The organism is Oceanobacillus salinisoli (assembly GCF_009733865.1).
In the GTDB taxonomy this organism is placed as follows: domain Bacteria; phylum Bacillota; class Bacilli; order Bacillales; family Amphibacillaceae; genus Oceanobacillus; species Oceanobacillus salinisoli.
The window spans coordinates 76,296-93,327 of the sequence record NZ_WOFB01000018.1 but is presented as its reverse complement, the minus strand read 5'-3'; the positions used below and the strand labels follow the sequence as shown (position 1 = coordinate 93,327).

Annotated in this window: 16 protein-coding genes and 1 pseudogene; 3 read left to right on the top strand and 14 right to left on the bottom strand. The window is 38.2% G+C overall.

The genetic code is table 11. From position 1 onward, the window contains the following. Window positions 1-28: 28 nt before the first annotated feature. The 14 genes and pseudogenes from galU to wecB form a co-directional block, all read right to left on the bottom strand. Window positions 29-910: a UTP--glucose-1-phosphate uridylyltransferase GalU gene (galU, locus tag GMJ66_RS13980; protein ID WP_156290940.1), complete on the bottom strand. Its 882-nt coding sequence runs from the start codon at window positions 908-910 to the stop codon at window positions 29-31. A 38-nt stretch (window positions 911-948) separates the two neighbouring features. Continuing rightward, entirely contained in the window at window positions 949-2,775 is a 1,827-nt protein-coding gene (locus tag GMJ66_RS13975) for a polysaccharide biosynthesis protein (protein WP_156290939.1), read from the bottom strand. Window positions 2,776-2,914: 139 nt separating this feature from the next. Further along, the gene (locus tag GMJ66_RS13970) at window positions 2,915-3,604 is read right to left on the bottom strand and encodes a response regulator transcription factor (protein WP_156290938.1); all 690 of its coding nucleotides are present in this window, start codon (window positions 3,602-3,604) and stop codon (window positions 2,915-2,917) included. Between the two features lie 229 nt (window positions 3,605-3,833). Beyond that, a complete protein-coding gene (locus tag GMJ66_RS13965; protein ID WP_156290937.1) occupies window positions 3,834-4,337 on the bottom strand; it encodes a response regulator transcription factor in 504 nt (167 codons plus the stop codon). Window positions 4,338-4,397: 60 nt separating this feature from the next. After that, on the bottom strand, window positions 4,398-5,165 hold the full coding sequence (locus tag GMJ66_RS13960) for a tyrosine-protein phosphatase (protein WP_156290936.1): 768 nt from the start codon (window positions 5,163-5,165) through the stop codon (window positions 4,398-4,400). Between the two features lie 71 nt (window positions 5,166-5,236). Continuing rightward, entirely contained in the window at window positions 5,237-5,935 is a 699-nt protein-coding gene (locus tag GMJ66_RS13955; protein ID WP_197046708.1) for a CpsD/CapB family tyrosine-protein kinase, read from the bottom strand. Further along, the gene (locus GMJ66_RS13950) at window positions 5,910-6,677 is read right to left on the bottom strand and encodes a YveK family protein (protein ID WP_156290935.1); all 768 of its coding nucleotides are present in this window, start codon (window positions 6,675-6,677) and stop codon (window positions 5,910-5,912) included. The genes GMJ66_RS13955 and GMJ66_RS13950 overlap by 26 nt, the downstream gene beginning before the upstream one ends. Window positions 6,678-6,981: 304 nt before the next feature. After that, complete coding sequence (locus tag GMJ66_RS20470) at window positions 6,982-7,122, bottom strand: hypothetical protein (protein ID WP_197046707.1); 141 nt, start codon at window positions 7,120-7,122, stop codon at window positions 6,982-6,984. Between the two features lie 50 nt (window positions 7,123-7,172). Next, entirely contained in the window at window positions 7,173-7,325 is a 153-nt protein-coding gene (locus tag GMJ66_RS20465) for a hypothetical protein (protein ID WP_197046706.1), read from the bottom strand. A gap of 146 nt (window positions 7,326-7,471) precedes the next feature. After that, window positions 7,472-7,891 (bottom strand): annotated as a pseudogene (locus GMJ66_RS13945) (UDP-N-acetylglucosamine 2-epimerase); the annotation flags it as partial. 45 nt (window positions 7,892-7,936) lie between these two features. Continuing rightward, on the bottom strand, window positions 7,937-9,856 hold the full coding sequence (locus tag GMJ66_RS13940) for a S8 family peptidase (RefSeq protein WP_156290934.1): 1,920 nt from the start codon (window positions 9,854-9,856) through the stop codon (window positions 7,937-7,939). Beyond that, window positions 9,831-11,465, bottom strand: coding sequence for a glycosyl hydrolase family 18 protein (locus tag GMJ66_RS13935; RefSeq protein WP_156290933.1), 1,635 nt, complete (start codon window positions 11,463-11,465; stop codon window positions 9,831-9,833). The genes GMJ66_RS13940 and GMJ66_RS13935 overlap by 26 nt, the downstream gene beginning before the upstream one ends. A 72-nt stretch (window positions 11,466-11,537) precedes the next feature. Further along, entirely contained in the window at window positions 11,538-12,383 is an 846-nt protein-coding gene (locus GMJ66_RS13930) for a hypothetical protein (RefSeq protein ID WP_156290932.1), read from the bottom strand. A gap of 416 nt (window positions 12,384-12,799) precedes the next feature. Further along, window positions 12,800-13,915, bottom strand: a complete 1,116-nt coding sequence (gene wecB, locus GMJ66_RS13925) for a non-hydrolyzing UDP-N-acetylglucosamine 2-epimerase (RefSeq protein WP_156290931.1) — start codon at window positions 13,913-13,915, stop codon at window positions 12,800-12,802. Window positions 13,916-14,170: 255 nt separating this feature from the next. On the opposite strand from wecB, the gene GMJ66_RS13920 reads away from it, so the two are divergent. The 3 genes from GMJ66_RS13920 (at window position 14,171) to GMJ66_RS13910 (ending at window position 17,005) form a co-directional block, all read left to right on the top strand. After that, the gene (locus GMJ66_RS13920) at window positions 14,171-15,232 is read left to right on the top strand and encodes an LCP family protein (RefSeq protein WP_156290930.1); all 1,062 of its coding nucleotides are present in this window, start codon (window positions 14,171-14,173) and stop codon (window positions 15,230-15,232) included. Between the two features lie 107 nt (window positions 15,233-15,339). Beyond that, window positions 15,340-15,738: a glycerol-3-phosphate cytidylyltransferase gene (gene tagD / locus GMJ66_RS13915; protein WP_156290929.1), complete on the top strand. Its 399-nt coding sequence runs from the start codon at window positions 15,340-15,342 to the stop codon at window positions 15,736-15,738. A 280-nt stretch (window positions 15,739-16,018) separates the two neighbouring features. Then, the gene (locus GMJ66_RS13910) at window positions 16,019-17,005 is read left to right on the top strand and encodes an LCP family protein (protein WP_197046704.1); all 987 of its coding nucleotides are present in this window, start codon (window positions 16,019-16,021) and stop codon (window positions 17,003-17,005) included. Window positions 17,006-17,032: the final 27 nt, after the last annotated feature.

Genomic DNA, 17,032 nt, shown 5'->3' with positions numbered 1-17,032 from the left:
CCCACAACAATACTAACACAACTTCCAACTACACATTCAGCCTAATTTCTTCCAATTTCCCCTCTAAATACTTATAAAGCTCATCCCTAATCTCCTCATTCTCCAAAGCCAAATCCACCGTCGTCTTCACAAACCCAAGCTTCTCCCCAACGTCATATCGCTTACCCTCAAAATCATATGCATACACATCCTGAACCTCATTCAACATCTGTATCGCATCCGTCAACTGAATCTCCCCACCAGCACCAATTTGCTGCTTATCTAGGAAGCTAAAAATTTCCGGAGTAAACACATAACGCCCCATAATAGCCAGGTCCGAAGGAGCTGTTCCTTTTGCCGGTTTCTCAACAAACTTGCTGACCTTATACCTTCTGCCCTCCGAACGAACAGGATCCACAATCCCATACCGATGCGTCTCATCCATAGGAACTTTTTGTACACCAACAATCGAAGATTGTGTAGCTTCAAACTCATCAATCAACTGTCTTAATCCTGGTTTTTCCGCCTTTACAATATCATCACCCAAAAGAACCGCAAACGGCTCATCCCCAATAAACTTCCGTGCACACCAAACTGCATGCCCCAATCCTTTAGGTTCTTTCTGACGGATATAATGAATATCCACATTGGAAGCCTGATTCACTTTTTCCAGCATCTCAAACTTCTCTTTTTTCACAAGATTATCTTCCAATTCAAAATTATGATCGAAGTGATCCTCAATCGCACGCTTCCCTTTACCAGTTACAATAATAATATCTTCAATACCAGACTCCATCGCTTCTTCCACAATATATTCAATCGTTGGTCGATCCACAATCGGCAACATTTCCTTAGGCATTGCCTTCGTTGCCGGTAAAAACCTTGTCCCTAATCCTGCTGCTGGAATGATTGCTTTTTTTATAGTTTTCATCACGTATACCCCCATTTTTAAAACAACAAAAAGATCAACTACGCCTTAAGCAAAAGCTCTTCCCGCTCTTTGTATACAATATTCATTAGTGCTTCCTTCAATCCGACCTTATCATACGAATCTAGTTTACCAATCAATTCCATAATCATCGTAGAATCAACGGCCACAGTTCGTCCAACATAAATCTTCTCATATACCTCTCCGGGCAGAACCTCATCTTCATTAAGGATTTCCTCAAACATTTTCTCCCCAGGACGAATACCCGAGAAGGCAATCGGAATCTCTTCTTCCGTATACCCCGATAGTTTAATAAGGTTTCTTGCTAAATCGACAATTTTCACCGGCTCACCCATATCCAACACAAAGATTTCCCCACCTTTTGCAAGGGTCCCTGCCTGAATCACAAGGCGTGACGCTTCTGGAATTGTCATAAAATAACGTGTCATGTCTGGATGAGTAACCGTAACTGGCCCACCATTTTCAATTTGCTTTTTAAACAATGGTATCACACTGCCACGGCTGCCAAGCACATTTCCGAATCGTACCGCAACAAATTTCGTCTTGCTGCGCTGTGCCATATCCTGGACCACCATCTCTGCCAGACGTTTGGTTGCACCCATGACATTCGTCGGGTTGACGGCTTTATCCGTCGATACCATAACGAAGGTTTGTACACAAAACGAATCGGCAGCTTCTGCGACATTTCTCGTACCAATCACATTGTTTTTCACAGCTTCATGGGGATTGTATTCCATGAGAGGAACATGTTTATGTGCAGCAGCATGATAAATAATTCTTGGCTTATGTTCTTCTACGATATCAAAGATCCGCTCCCGGTCCTGTACATCCCCGATAATCGGAACTATTTCCATATTTGCATCCTTGTATTTCCCTTTTAATTCCATATCAATATTATAAATGCTGTATTCTCCATGACCAACCAAGAGAATTTTCGAAGGTGCAAATTTCATCAATTGCCGGCAAATCTCAGAACCAATCGAACCACCTGCTCCCGTAACCATGACGGTGCTTCCAGTTACATATTCACTAATCGCATGGATATCCAATTTAACAGGCTCACGACCAAGTAAATCTTCCACTTCAACATTTTTTAAATGCTGTACATTCACCCTTCCAGTCATTAAGTCCTCGATTTTCGGAATCATCTTCACCTGGGCATTCGTCTTATTGCATTCCTCGACAATTTTAGTCAGCTCCCCATTTCTTAGGGAAGGAATCGCAATCACGATATGTTCAATCCGATACTTTTTCACAACATCGGGAATATCCTTGACCGTACCTTCTACCGGAAGATTGTATAATTGCATTTTCTGCTTATTGTCATCATCGTCCACAAAAGCAACCGGAGATAACTCAGCATTGCCATGTTCATTTTGCAACTGACGGGCGATCATCGCACCTGCTGCACCAGCGCCAACAATTAACGTACGCTTGCGATTGGAAGCCGCTTTGATATAACGATCTCGGAAAACCCGCCACATAAAGCGGGAACCACCGATTAAGATGATATGAAGCAGCCAGGTTACAATTAAAGCACGGCGATAAATCGAGAAGTCATTAAATAGAAATTGCACAACCGCTGTCGCTGCAACCGTAAGTGTCACTGCCTTAACAATCGCTTTTAATTCTCCAACACTGGCATAGGACCACACTTTGTTGTACAGCTTATAGTATAAAGCAAAAATATGATGAAAAAGTAAAAGTGCAATCGCGCTAATAACAACAGGAGCCATAGTAACAACTTCTATTGTTGGATACACAATCCACGAGGCGATAAATATTGCTGTACTTACAATTAATGAGTCCAGTACGATTAGTAATGCAACTCTTTTCCGGTAAGACATAAGCCACATTCCTTCCATTTTATTTTTACATAAATGTTTGAATTGCTTATTTTCCAAATAAACGATTCTATTATCCTATTGTTACAATCACATAACAAAATATCGTCCTTTTGCACTATATAATTTTTAAAAAAATAGTTTAGTTATGTAGCTGTGATTGTGGGTTTAACAATAAATCTCCCGACATCAATTTATTTAAATAGTTTATCACATTTTGCCGGCCATTCATGTTAAGTTTCTTATAAATTTTACTTACGTGGATCTTTATCGTACCAGTGGATAACTGTAAGATTTCTCCTATCTCCCCATTTTTCAGTCCCTTTTTCACATAGTAGGCAACATCAATTTCACGCCTTGTAAATTGCTTGGACAATAACGATTGATAGAAAAGGTCATAATTCATAGAGCCTTCAGCCAAAAGCTTTTCAATAAATTCCGTTGTGTCTTCACTCGTTAAGGCGATCTGTTTTGATTCTAGCAGTCGAATCGTATCAACTAATTCATCGTTTAATTCCCGCCCTTTCACAAGTAAATAATCCATTCCAAATTTCAGTAACTGAGTCATGTTGTACTTCGTTGACGAAAGAAGAATAATAGACACCCTCTCCAAAATCATTCGAAGGTTTGCCAATGCCTCTGAAGTTTCCTGAAGGGATAGCTCATCTATATCCATCATGATTACATCCGGTCTTAAACCCGCAATAATCGTTAACATATCTCCCTTAAAACAGATTGATGCGAGTAATCTCATATCAGCTTCCTGATCAAACAATTCGTTCAAATCTTCTTCCAAGGAATATTCATTACACACATAAATTATACTAGTCATACCCCTATAGCCCCATCTACTTATATCTTTTTATAGTTTACTTTCATATAGTATAAAAAAATTAGTAATGGTTCATAGTGACTTGGGGTAAAATAAGTCATATTATGTAACCTTTTTGTAATATTTCTTACATTTTTTCCATAATTTCTCTTAGGTGTTTCATAGCATCAGGGCGACTTCGTATTTTTAGCTTATTATAAATCTCACTAATATAATTTTTTACCGTTCCTTAACTAATATATAGTTTATTGGAAATTTGCTGATTCGTATATTTTTGCAGCAACAGATAGGCAATATCAATTTCCCGTTTCGTCAATTGATAACCATGCATTTCCAAACGCCTGGCAACATCACCAGAAAAAAACGTCTCACCAAAAATAATTTCACGAATCCTTGGGGCTAATTTCCCAGCAAACTGACTGCTTATTAAATAGCCATCCACCCCATTACATAACGCTCTTAGTACTTGCTCTTCATACATAACAGCTGTTAGGACAAGAATTTTCATATGGGGAAAGTTCTTTTTTATAAAAGTAATCGTTTTAAAGCCATCATCGACAGGCATATCCGTATCAACGACCACGACATCAACATGTTTTTCTTGAATTTGTTGGACAGCCTGTTCATAATTCATCGCTTTACCAACAACTTGTATATCATCTTCCTTCTCCAGTAGCGCAATCGTCCCGTCCAAAAATAACTGACGATTCTCTACTACGACAACATCAATCATATTTCTGCGTTACCTCCTGATTCATACATATCTTTAATAGAGATGTCCTTCGTGAGGTATCTAAAATAATCCTAGGAATTTTTTCTTCTTGATTGGCACCGGTTCAAAACGGTTTACCGAATCACCTTGTATCAACAGCTCTGTATTTTCCATAAACATATACCTTACTTCCATACCATGCTGCTTTTCAATCTCCTCGTAAGCTTCAACCATACAAAAACCTCTAGTTGTCGTATTATGAGCGTCCGAAGCTATAAAGTGTACCTGATTCGACTCTATCAATTGATGGGAGAATTTTTGAATATTTTTCCCAAACTTCCCAATGACACTTGCTGCCGTCACCTGAGTCAATACACCCTTTTCCGTAAATTGATAAAGCAAGGATGGATGTTCGATGATTTCTTTATTGCGCTCCGGATGAACGATAATCGGCTGATATCCCTCAAGTTGTAATTCAAACAACATCTGCTTGGCATACCTTGGTACATGTCCTGAAGGGAGCTCCACAAACAGGTAATTGGTATTATTTGTTAGTGTTAACGAAAGCTCATGGTTTAATTCATCTATCATATCACCGTGAAGCCTTGTTTCCTGCCCAGGAAGTACCGTAAGCGGGATATCATGCTCCACTAAACTGGCATTCAACTCTTCTGTTTGCCGCAAAATATCTAATTTGTAATTTTCATACTTGCCATTACGATGATGTGGGGTAGCGATTATCGTGCGAATCCCCTGATCCACAGCTGCTTTTGCCATGGAAATCGAGTCTTCCATCGTTTTGGCACCATCATCGATTCCTGGTAAAATATGGGAATGAATATCAATCATTGTTCACAACTCACCTTTTTATATAGTGTCAAAAAGGCCCTAAATCACAGGAATTTAGGGCCTCTTCTTTTTTAGTTTCCATAATAGTAGTAATAATTTGCTTCTTTTCGATCCTTACCGTTCAATACGGTACCTAGAATTTTCGCATTTACCGAACGTAACGCTTCAATCGACTTTTGTGCCGCCTCTATTTCCGTCTGCTTACTGCGCACGACAAGAATCGCACCATCACATATATTCGACAAAATTTGCGCATCTGTTACTGCTAATACGGGTGGTGTATCAAATAAAATAATGTCATAAGCCTGGCGAGCCTCTTCAACCATCTGTAGCATTTTCTTTGAAGCCAAAAGTTCAGAAGGATTCGGCGGAATCGGTCCACACGAAATCACATCCAAATTTTCTACATCTGTTGGCACAACGGTGTCCGTTAAGGAAGATTCACCGAAAAGCACATTACTCATTCCCCTTAGGTTATCTAAACGAAACGTGTAATGAACAGTTGGTTTACGTAAATCTCCATCTACGAGCAACACCTTTTTCCCTTGTTGCGCATATACAATGGCTAAGTTCGCAGTCGTCATCGATTTTCCTTCAGATGGCCCTGATGAGGTCACCATAATGGTTTGCAGTTCTTCATCAACAGAAGAAAATTGCAAATTTGTTCGAATCGTACGATACTGCTCAGAAACAACCGAGCGCGGGTTTAATTTGGTGATTAAATGCCGCATTTTATTGTTTATATTAGATTGTTTTTTTCGGCGCACCATCTAATCCACCCCTTCTGCTTCGTTTTGCTTTCCCCTGTGTCGCTTCTGTTTGTCTAAGCTCCCCATCGGTTACAAAAGTAATCACACCTAATAATGGTACCTCTAGCTGTTTCTCAATATCGCTTTCCGATTTAATCGTATTATCCAAATACTCCAGTAAGAAAGCAATCCCCACACCAGCCATCAGACCTACTACAATCGCTATTGCAATATTCAAAAGTGGATTCGGCGCTACTGGTACCGGATTGGAAGCAAGCTCAGCTTCAGATAAGATATTAACATTATCCACATTCATCAATTCAGGAATTTCCTCTTGGAACACTTCTACCGTCGTATTTGCCAATTCCGTTGCAAGCGCCGGATTCTCATCCCTTACTGTTACAGTCACCACTTGGGAATTCTCCGCACTGGATACCTGAATTTTCTCAGCAAGCTGCCCGCTCGTCATATTCAAATTCATTTCTTCTATAACTAAATCTAGAATTCTCGGACTCTTAATAATGATATTATAAGTATTAATAAGCTCCACATTTGTCCGCAATTCCGTCTGCGTCAACTGCTGCTCCGGATTCGGATTACTCTGATTCACCAAAAACTGCGAACTATTCTCATACTCCGGCGTTAAAACCAAATAACTAATTACCGCCGCAATAATAGCAGCCCCCAGCGTTAATCCTATAATCATAATTATTCGCTTCTTGATGACCTCAAAGATCTCCTTGAGGGATATCGTTTCTTCCATGCATGTACCTCCATGTATATATTAATTACATACTTTATGTGAAATATGACCTAATTTAAGGTTACAAAAAAGATTATATCATAACTTAAAAGATTAGTAGGGAAAATTTACAAAAATTTATTGGTAGATTTTGTTGGAAATGGGTTAGGAAGAGTGGGGAGTGTTTAAATTTGTTGGGGTGTGGCGATTTTGGGTGGATGCCGCGCGATTTGATTTGGGGCTCGCTTGGTTTTGGATGAGTGCCACGCGATTTGATTTGGCGCTCGCTCGATAAACAAAAAAACCTCCTTTATAAGGAGAGGTTTTATACTGTCGCATGTTTAGACGTATTGGATAATTCTATAATTAGTTTTTGAATTAATTGCTCTGCTGTTTGAATTTTGTTTTCTTCTGTATCGTCTATTACTTTCTTTAACAATAATTTATACTGTTCTTGTTCCCCCATTGTAATCCTCCCTGCATACTATACTTACTCTATGACTATGGCCCAATTTTTTAATAATACTTGTTATCCTTACTACTTGTCCGTAATTGAAAAGCCTGATCCAATACTTTTTTTAATATTATCAGCTTCTCTTCCGGTGCATCCTGCTTAATATACCTTATTGTCTTTTTAACAGATTTCGGTAATTGGTCGAATTCACTCAAAGGTGAGTCACCTCATAATGGATATTTTGTTACTTTCCTAACATAGGAAAAATTATACTAGAAAACACAGAAAAATCAACAACAGTTTCTCTTTCTAGACAAAAAGCCCAAGCAACATTATAACTTGGGCAGTTTCTATAAATTTATTACTTAAAATAGCTGACAATCGCATCCGCAATTCTACGTAACGCTTCTCCGTCACCATACGGATTCGATGCTTTTGCCATTTTATCATGTGCTTCTTTATCACTTAATAATTCATTAGCAAGATTAAAAATCGTATCTTCATCGGTTCCCGCTAGTTTTAATGTTCCAGCATCGATTCCCTCTGGGCGTTCTGTCGTATCACGCAATACAAGTACAGGAACACCGAGAGAAGGTGCCTCCTCTTGAACACCACCTGAATCGGTTAAAATCAAGTGGGCACGTGATGCAAAATTATGAAAATCTACTACGCCAAGCGGCTCGATTAATTTAATCCGATCATCATTTCCAAGAATTTCATTTGCTGTATTTTGCACAACTGGATTTAAATGTACTGGATAAATGACTTGCACATCATCATGCGCTAGGGTATTGTTTTAATAAATCTTAGGTTTTAAAAGATTTATTTACTCGCCTAAATAAGGGGATATTCTTTTGAGAAATGCCGCCATTTCCCCTCTGGAAATTGGCCTTTTCGGACCAAACGTTGAAGCTTCTGCTACAATCCCCAATTCTTTCAAAGTCACAATGGATTTATACGACCAGTCTGTGAGGGTTACATCCGTGAATGGATTTCTTAACTCATCCACTTCTGGCTTTCCAAGCACTCGATAAAGTACTACGACCATCTGCTCTCGAGTCAAGTAAGCTCCCGGCGAAAATCTATCACGGGAGGTTCCAACCATAATGCCGTTATCTGCAGCAGTATTAATATTTTGAACGGCCCAATGTTTTTGGGGAACATCGATAAATGAATTCGTCTTTCGTTCTGATTTTAGTTCAAGTACTCGTACAAAAATAGCAGCTCCCTCTGCCCTGGTTAAGGGCCTTGACGGATAAAAATTTTGGTAGGAACCGACCATCCATCTTTTTTCATAAGCAGTTAAAATGCTTTCTCGCGCCCAATGTCCATAAATATCCCGGAAATAATACGGGGCTTGAACCAAACCGAATCCATACCACGGATCCCTTCCAGCAGTTCCTAAGTCGGTACTTTCCTTCTGTAATTTATTTCTCAGCTGTGCAGCCGTAAGATTTGGTTCAATTTCTTTCATAAGTGCCGCAACACCGGAAACAAATGGAGTCGCAAAACTGGTCCCCTTCACCCGATTATAGGAACCATTATTGTCTGTGCTTAGTATATTTTCTCCTGGGGCTGCTAATTCCACTGCTTCACCTGTTGAAGAAAAGGTCGCTCTTTGCCTATTTTGATTAATGGCACCTACCGCAATCACATATTCGTAGCGAGCTGGATAGCTGACATTGTTTTCACCACCTGTTGCCGTCCCGTCATTTCCTGCTGCTGCAACGACTAAAATGTTTTGATTGACCGCTTTATTAATCATTGATTCTAGTAAAGGAGAGGATTTGCCCCCTCCTAAACTTAAATTAATTATATCCATTTCATTCTGGATTGCCCAATCAACCCCCGCCATCACATCGGACAAGTACCCTTCCCCATTTGAATCGAGTACCTTTACGGCATAAAGCTTGCTATCCGTAGCAACCCCAACAATCCCGATGTTATTATTTTTTGCACCAATAATCCCTGCAACATAGGTGCCATGTCCATTATCATCCGCATAGCTGTCCGTATAATCCACCATCGATACTCCATTTTCTATGGTGAGATCTTCATGTTCGGAAATCCCTGAATCAATAACTGCAACCTTTACATTTTTACCGGTAAAATTACTGGATAAGGATTGTGGAACCAGAACAGTTTGATTACCCCATTCCATTATTTGTGAGGACTTTGTCTCTAAAACCTTGTCATATTCTAAATGAATAATTCGATTATCCGTTATTATTTTTTCAATTTGACTTTCATCTACGTAACCTGCAGCCATATTCATCTCTTCATAAGACTGCTCCACAATTCCGCCATATTCTTTGATGATTGCCTCTGGTTTTACACTTTTTTCTGCCAGAATCACTATTCGTATTCCTTTAATTGGGTCCTCTATACTTTTCCCGATTTCCTCCTCCGCTCCTTCAAGTCCCTCCATTTCCTTCGTTTCTTCTAATTTCTCTGTATCATCTATATCCCCGTTTTCTTGCTTTTCCTGCTGATTTTCTGTCTCACCTGCTTGTTCTGTTTCCTGTGTCTCTTGATTTTCTTCGGTTTGGTTATATTCGATCCGTTCATTGGAGCTCATATGTTGAAACGGGCTAGGATCACTTGCCTGCCCGTCCATTGATTGTTCTTGATTACATGCCGATAATAATAAGATCAATATTATAAAAATGATTCGAATCGTAATCACCCCTGTTTCTATTCCTAACACTTTCCCCATAATATCATTGATTACCTGCTTTGTGGTCAAATTCTTTTTCCATACGAGACATTAATGCTGCCATTTCCGCCCTTATTGATGTTCTTGTTGGGCGAAACGTACCATCCGTGAATCCGCCAATAAATCCCTTTTGAGTAAGTGCTATGATGGAATTATAGGACCACTTATCTGAGGGCACATCAGGGAAGCGACGGATTGATCCCTGATCAATAGGGTAGTCAAATATATTGTAAAGTATTTGCGCCAGTTGTTCTCGAGTCAATGGAGCATTTGGATCGAATCTGGTAGGTGATTTACCACCCAAGTATCCTTTTTCTCTTGCAACTTCAATATGTTTACGGGCCCAATGCCCAACCGTATCCCTAAACTGATAATTTATAGGAACTGCATTAGTTTGCCCAAGGGCTCGCACAATAATGACCGCTCCTTCAGCCCGTGTTAAATGCTTAGTAGGAGAAAAAGTGGTTGTTGATGTTCCTGTTATCCAACCTTTTCTAGCCACTTTACTGATGCTATTCTTAGCCCAATAGTCTAAGGCGACATCCGTAAAGTAGATATCATTCAACCAGGCTGAATAATAGTTCCATGTATCTGGAGTCTCATGATACAATGCCCACGACCCTGTTCCTTTAATTCCATATTTATTAGGCAATTGTAGCTTTGCTTTGATAGCAGGCTCGTTGTCATACCATATTATATAATCCCCTGCTGTTAATGTCGTACTTCCAATATAGGCTTCTTGATTCTCTGGAATTGTAAAAGTAGCATAAGAAGATTGGGTGTTTTTATCAAAATTAATTTTTCCATTGAACTTATCTACCAGTGGCTGCACCCTTGTACTTGATACACCCATACCAGTTATACTTTTTCCTAATGACGTAGGACCATCTAATTTCCACATTCGTCCATAAAATGGGAGTCCCACAACAATCTTATTTTTGGGTACCCCTTGATTAATAGCATATTGAATTGACCGTTCAAAAAACTGAATACTTGATACCGGTCCAATCGGACTATCGGGAGATTCCCACGATTCATCATATGCCATAATCATTAAGTAGTCCGTATAATTAGAAAGCGCTTTGTAATCATAAAATCCATGCCAGCCGGTTTTCCATCCATTTGGATTGGCAGCAACCGCAACTGATACTTCTTTATGCTTTGGTATATAACTGCGGAGTAGCCGAACAAAATCAGTGTGCTCATCCCTATACATATGATTTACACCTTCAATATCTACATTTACCCCGTCCAAGTTGTACTTCTCGACCTCATCTGCAATTCTTCTTGCTAATTGATCACGCTTATTTAAACCGTTTATACCCGCAGTCGCATCCCAATGGTTTGCCACAAACGGAACCACTTTTATCCCCCTCCGATGCATTTCATTAATAAAGGAGGTTTGTAGTTTCCATGTTACTTCTAATTCTCCATCTTTATTAATATCAAAGTAATTTGGGGATACAACATGTAAGCTTCCCTTTGTTTTATCTACTTGATTGACATAACTATTTGGAGAGCCAAAAAATATATAAGACATATTAAATAGCTGAGTCTGCGAACTTGCCGGAGTACTTTGTTGCAGTAATACAAGGGTAAAGGCTATACTAAGCATCATTGTGAACTTAAGCTTCTTCATATTGCGACCTCCCTTTCTCTGTTAAAATTCTATCTGGATGTATGGAGAAGTCTAAAGAACAGTGCCATATAACTATTCCCTATATGTTGCCCGGAATAGAAAACTATTTGATTCTGGAATAACTTCATAATTTAGACGGCCATAGGAGAATTCCTTTCTTACCACATTACTTAAATCTCCGTTTGGACCAACACCTAAATCGTGAAATAATGAATCCACATCATGAACCACTACTTCCGGATGAAGGATCATGACGATTTGCATCCAACCTGTTAACATGGTAGCAACATCAGCTTTATTATTGCTGTCTTTTCTAATTAATTCTAAAGTCTGAATATATTCCTCTTCCACATAAATGTTTAACTCCAGTTGCTCACTAAGTTTAGTTGAATAAACATCGCCGCCTTCACTTTCATTCTTTTGCAAATTTTCAATATATAAATTCGACAATTGTTGATCTGCCACAGCATTCCATCTTTTCTTAAAATCCTGAAAAGGAAGTTCTTTTACCGGATTAATGGCTGCTTCTGTTTCCTCTTGTTCCTCTATTACTCCTTCCCCCTGAAACTTTTCTTCAGTTGGTGTCTCTGTTTGGTCTGACCGTTCTTCTACTGATGGTTGGTCATTAATTGGTGGTTCCTCTTGCTGATTATCTTGCGTCGTATCCATTTCAGGCCCAGCTTCCTCTGGAACTGTTTTTTGGAGAGCTCTCAGTTCAACATCAGATACATCCGATTTTGAATGTAAATCCGACTCTTCTTCCAAAGGAGCCTCAGATTGATATTCCTGCTCCCTATTAGAAAGTTTTTCAAATGGGTTTGTTTTTTCAAGAGGACTTACTGGTTCCGTCTGATTAGTAGTGCACGCAGTTAAAAATATAATAAGTATAAAAAAACCACTTCTCCAAAGTTTCAACACGAGTATCATTCCCTCCATTTCCTATTTAGCTAAAACCAAGTCACTGTTATACGCTTATTATGAAGAATTCTGGAAAGATTATTCTTACGTATGAAACTTTCCTAAATGTTAAAGTTTGGGGGAAATAATAAGTTGAGCTGGAGACTGATTGTTGTGGAGGCAAGGGGCAAGGAGGTTGATTAATGCTTGATAAAGTCTAAAAGTCGATGCGGTGCGGTGCGAATTAACGAAACGTCTATACTGATAGAACCTCTATCAATCGTGTGGAACGTACCACGAATTCCGTCATCTTTCCGCGACTTTTGGCACCCTTCCCGTGGTTCTCAATATGCCTCCTACACCCTATAACAAATAGAACAACCAAACATAAAAAAAGCACAAGTCCCAAATAGGAACTTGCACTTATCCCACATCGTTTATTTATCAAAATAATAGACAATGGCATCTGCAATCCTGCGCGACGCTTCTCCATCACCATAAGGATTTGATGCTTTTGCCATCTTTTCATGTGCTTTCTGGTCACTCAATAATTCATTAGCAAGATTAAATATAGTATCTTCATCTGTTCCCGCTAGTTTTAATGTTCCAGCATCGATTCCCTCTGGGCGCTCTGTCGTATCACGCAATACAAGTACAGGAACTCCAAGGGATGGCGCCTCCTCTTGAACACCACCTGAATCGGTTAAGATCAAATGGGCACGTGATGCAAAATTATGGAAATCCACTACGCCAAGCGGCTCAATTAACTTAATACGATCATCATTTCCAAGAATTTCATTTGCTGTATTTTGTACAACTGGATTTAAATGAACTGGATAAATCACTTGCACATCATCATGTGCTTCCACTAAACGTTTAATCGCACGGAACATTTGCTCCATATTGTTCCCCAAGTTCTCTCTGCGATGGGCAGTCATCAGGACAAGTCTGTCATCACCTAGACTATCCAAAATAGGACTTGAATAGTTTTCATCCACTGTCGTCTTCAATGCATCAATTGCTGTATTACCTGTTACAACAATAGACTCATTCGCTTTATTTTCGTTAAGTAAATTTTGTTTGGATTTCTCTGTTGGTGCAAAATGTAGGTCTGCTATGACGCCCGTTAATTGACGATTCATTTCTTCTGGGTATGGAGAATATTTATTCCAAGTACGCAACCCAGCTTCCACATGACCTACTGCAATTTGATTGTAATATGCTGCTATAGAAGCAGCGAATGTTGTACTAGTGTCCCCATGTACCAAAACGATATCGGGTTTCGTTTTTTTCATCACTTCATCCAAGCCTTCTAAAGCCCTGGTTGTAATTTGTGTTAGAGATTGCTGTTTTTTCATGATATTTAAATCATAATCTGGTGTTATATCAAAAATCTCTAAAACTTGATCCAGCATTTCACGATGCTGTGCCGTTACCGTAACTATCGATTCAAATTCATTCGAACGTTTGTTTAATTCGAGTACAAGTGGTGCCATCTTAATCGCTTCAGGTCGTGTACCGAAAATGGTCATTACTTTTATACGTTTATTCAATGTCAATTCACTCCAAAATTTTCTATTATATGACATTATTGTACACAGAATACAAGTAAATAATCAATTATATTATTTAAGATATAACAAAATTATATCCAAAAGGTAATTCCATTTACTTGTTAAGCGAATATAAATGATTCAAATACACAAAATGAGAAGTACCAATGTAACATAAAGTAAAATACACATTTACGGATGAACCATGGAGTAGTAAAATAAAATTTAGTATAGTCTTTATAAGGTGGATAATTTATGACTAAATCAAACAAAAAGGACTCTCGATTAGACAAGAGAAAAGTAGGTAAGAATAAAAGGAAATTGTTCTTCTTTATCGGAATACCTCTGTTCGTATTACTTCTTACAGCATTATTTTACGGGAACCATTTATATAAAACTGCAGAAAAATTGGTAGAAAGCTCCTTTGAAGAAATTGAACGAGAAAATGGCTCTGATGTTTCTGAATTAAGGGAGGAACCAATCAATCCGGTTGCCGATAATGTATCTATTCTCATTATTGGTGTGGATGATAGTGAAGAACGGAATTATAATGAACATAGCCGCTCCGATGCATTAATTCTTGCTACCTTCAACAAAGAAGAAGGAGATGTAAAATTACTTTCGATACCGCGGGACTCTTATGTTTTTGTACCAGAAGTTGGTGATTATACAAAAATTAACCATGCACATTTCTTCGGTGGAGCAAAGGCAACTGTTGAAACGGTTGAAAACTTCCTTAACGTTCCCGTTGACTATTACGTTAAACTGAACTTTGACGCTTTTATCGAAGTGGTTGATTCATTAGGCGGAATTATGTATAACGTACCATTCGAAATGTATGAACTGGATTCAGACGATAATAGAAATGCCATCCATTTAACCCCTGGTTACAAAAATTTAAGTGGTGAAGAAGCATTAGCAGTTGCTCGTTCTCGTAAATATGATAGTGATATCGAACGGGGAAAAAGACAGCAGGAAATTATTAAAGCCGTTGTTAAACAATCTGCTTCCGTTTCCTCTATTACGAAATTGGATAATGTCATAACAGCAGTCGGGGATAATATGACCACCAATTTAACGTTCGACGAGATGAAAAGCTTTCTCTCTTATGGTTTAAAAAAAGACATAAATATTACATCCTTACATCTTGAAGGAGAAGGCGGAAAACTGGAGGACGGATTGTGGTATTATCAAGTTAATGAGGAAAGCAGAGCTACAGTAGAGGATGAACTGAGACAACATTTGGATTTATCAATTCAAAATTCAAATCATTCCAAACTAAGTCAAGCAGATGACAAGTCAGTTAATATGTATTAGAAGGAGTAATCAAATCGATTTCCCCTTTCTTATACAAGATAAAATTCATAATTGTAATGACAATTATGAAGACCAATTCCATTTTCCTGTTTGGGGGAATATGAGAGATGAAAAAAGTGATCACATATGGAACTTTTGACTTAATTCACAACGGCCACATTAACATACTTCGAAGAGCTAAAGCAATGGGGCACTACCTAGTTGTTGGTCTTTCTACCGATGACTTTAATGAGTTAAAAGGAAAAAAGGCATATCATTCATATGAAATCCGAAAGGATATCTTAGAAGCCATTCGTTATGTAGACGAAGTAATTCCTGAAAAAAGCTGGGACCAAAAAGTTGAAGATGTCAAACATCATAACATTGATTTATTTGTCATGGGTGATGACTGGGAAGGTAAGTTTGATTTCCTAAAAAAATATTGTGAAGTTGTATATTTACCAAGAACAGTTGGAATTTCAACAACTAAAATTAGAAATGATCTATATAACGTTGATAATGGTTAGAGCGCTTTCAATTTTCAACCTAGTCCATTCGAATTCTAATGCAGAAATATGAATAAAAGTAATTATATTAAATACAAATGAAATAAGGCTCTATTTTTGTATATGGTAGGAAGCTTTCCGTATCTTTAAGAGGATTATTTAATCTGCAAATATTTGTAACTTTTACTAGCCTTATATCGACATATCTAGTGAATTTCCAACAAAATACAGATTGCATTATAGGTTCATGGCATATATAATTATAAAGATAACTATTTTACTAGTTTAAAGGAGAAATATAATGGGACGTGTTCTGATAAAAAAGCGTAGAAGAAAGAAACGCCTCAAGCAGCTCCTTTTTGTTGTAATCATGTTATTTCTAGGCCTACTTGGATTTGGTGGTTACATGGCAATGCAAACATTAGAAGCTGCTAGTAATACTTATGATGATTTAGGAAGAGAAAAGTCTGATTTACGAGCAAATGCTGTTTCTATAAGTGATGATCCTGTTTCTGTTTTATTAATGGGCGTCGAGGACTATTCAACAAACGGAGAAAATGGTAGAACAGATACATTAATGGTAGCAACGTTCAACCCTAATGACGAAAGACTAAAATTATTAAGCATACCTAGAGATACGTTGGTAGAGATATCTGGACGTGAAACGGAAGATAAAATAAATCATGCGCATGTTTTTGGTGGAAAGAAAGCGACGATTGAAACAGTCGAGAATTTCTTGGATATACCCATAGATTATTATGCAACTGTAAATTTCGAGGCCTTTAAAAATGTTATTGATATTCTAGGTGGTATTACGGTTAATGTACCATTTGACTTCGAACAAAATAGTGACGATCGAGTGGCAGAAAAACTACAATTCTATGAAGGCGAGATGGAGCTAGATGGTAGATATGCTTTAGCATATGCCAGAATGAGAAAAGAAGACCCTCGCGGAGATATTGGTAGAAACGAAAGACAGCAACAAGTTATTGAAGCCATTATCAATAAAGCTTTATCAGTCTCAACCGTAACTAAAATTGATGACCTAGCTCGGGAATTTGGAAATAACGTAGAAACAAATATGAAAATTAAAGAAGGTTTAGCATTTTTCAAGGAATACTCTGATTTCAGCACAAGTAAAATTGATAAACTTACACTAAAATCATATCCGGATAGAATTAATGGTGTAAGTTATCAAATTGTTGACGAGGAATCATTGGCAGAAGTTCAAGCAGAGTTAAAGACACATTTAGAAATAGATAACGATACGCTTACTGTATCAAATTAATAGCTTGATATTAAAGACACTTCCAAT

What these genes read in the sequence shown, in the direction of transcription:
- GMJ66_RS13955 (WP_197046708.1), bottom strand. Translation starts at nt 5,935, where the DNA reads ATGGTGCGCCGAAAAAAACAATCTAATATAAACAATAAAATGCGGCAT.
- tagD (WP_156290929.1), top strand. Translation starts at nt 15,340, where the DNA reads ATGAAAAAAGTGATCACATATGGAACTTTTGACTTAATTCACAACGGC.
- GMJ66_RS13960 (WP_156290936.1), bottom strand. Translation starts at nt 5,165, where the DNA reads ATGATTGATATTCATTCCCATATTTTACCAGGAATCGATGATGGTGCC.
- GMJ66_RS13935 (WP_156290933.1), bottom strand. Translation starts at nt 11,465, where the DNA reads ATGAAGAAGCTTAAGTTCACAATGATGCTTAGTATAGCCTTTACCCTT.
- GMJ66_RS13920 (WP_156290930.1), top strand. Translation starts at nt 14,171, where the DNA reads ATGACTAAATCAAACAAAAAGGACTCTCGATTAGACAAGAGAAAAGTA.
- GMJ66_RS13970 (WP_156290938.1), bottom strand. Translation starts at nt 3,604, where the DNA reads ATGACTAGTATAATTTATGTGTGTAATGAATATTCCTTGGAAGAAGAT.
- GMJ66_RS13950 (WP_156290935.1), bottom strand. Translation starts at nt 6,677, where the DNA reads ATGGAAGAAACGATATCCCTCAAGGAGATCTTTGAGGTCATCAAGAAG.
- galU (WP_156290940.1), bottom strand. Translation starts at nt 910, where the DNA reads ATGAAAACTATAAAAAAAGCAATCATTCCAGCAGCAGGATTAGGGACA.
- GMJ66_RS20470 (WP_197046707.1), bottom strand. Translation starts at nt 7,122, where the DNA reads ATGGGGGAACAAGAACAGTATAAATTATTGTTAAAGAAAGTAATAGAC.
- GMJ66_RS13975 (WP_156290939.1), bottom strand. Translation starts at nt 2,775, where the DNA reads ATGTCTTACCGGAAAAGAGTTGCATTACTAATCGTACTGGACTCATTA.
- GMJ66_RS13965 (WP_156290937.1), bottom strand. Translation starts at nt 4,337, where the DNA reads ATGATTGATGTTGTCGTAGTAGAGAATCGTCAGTTATTTTTGGACGGG.
- GMJ66_RS13910 (WP_197046704.1), top strand. Translation starts at nt 16,019, where the DNA reads ATGGGACGTGTTCTGATAAAAAAGCGTAGAAGAAAGAAACGCCTCAAG.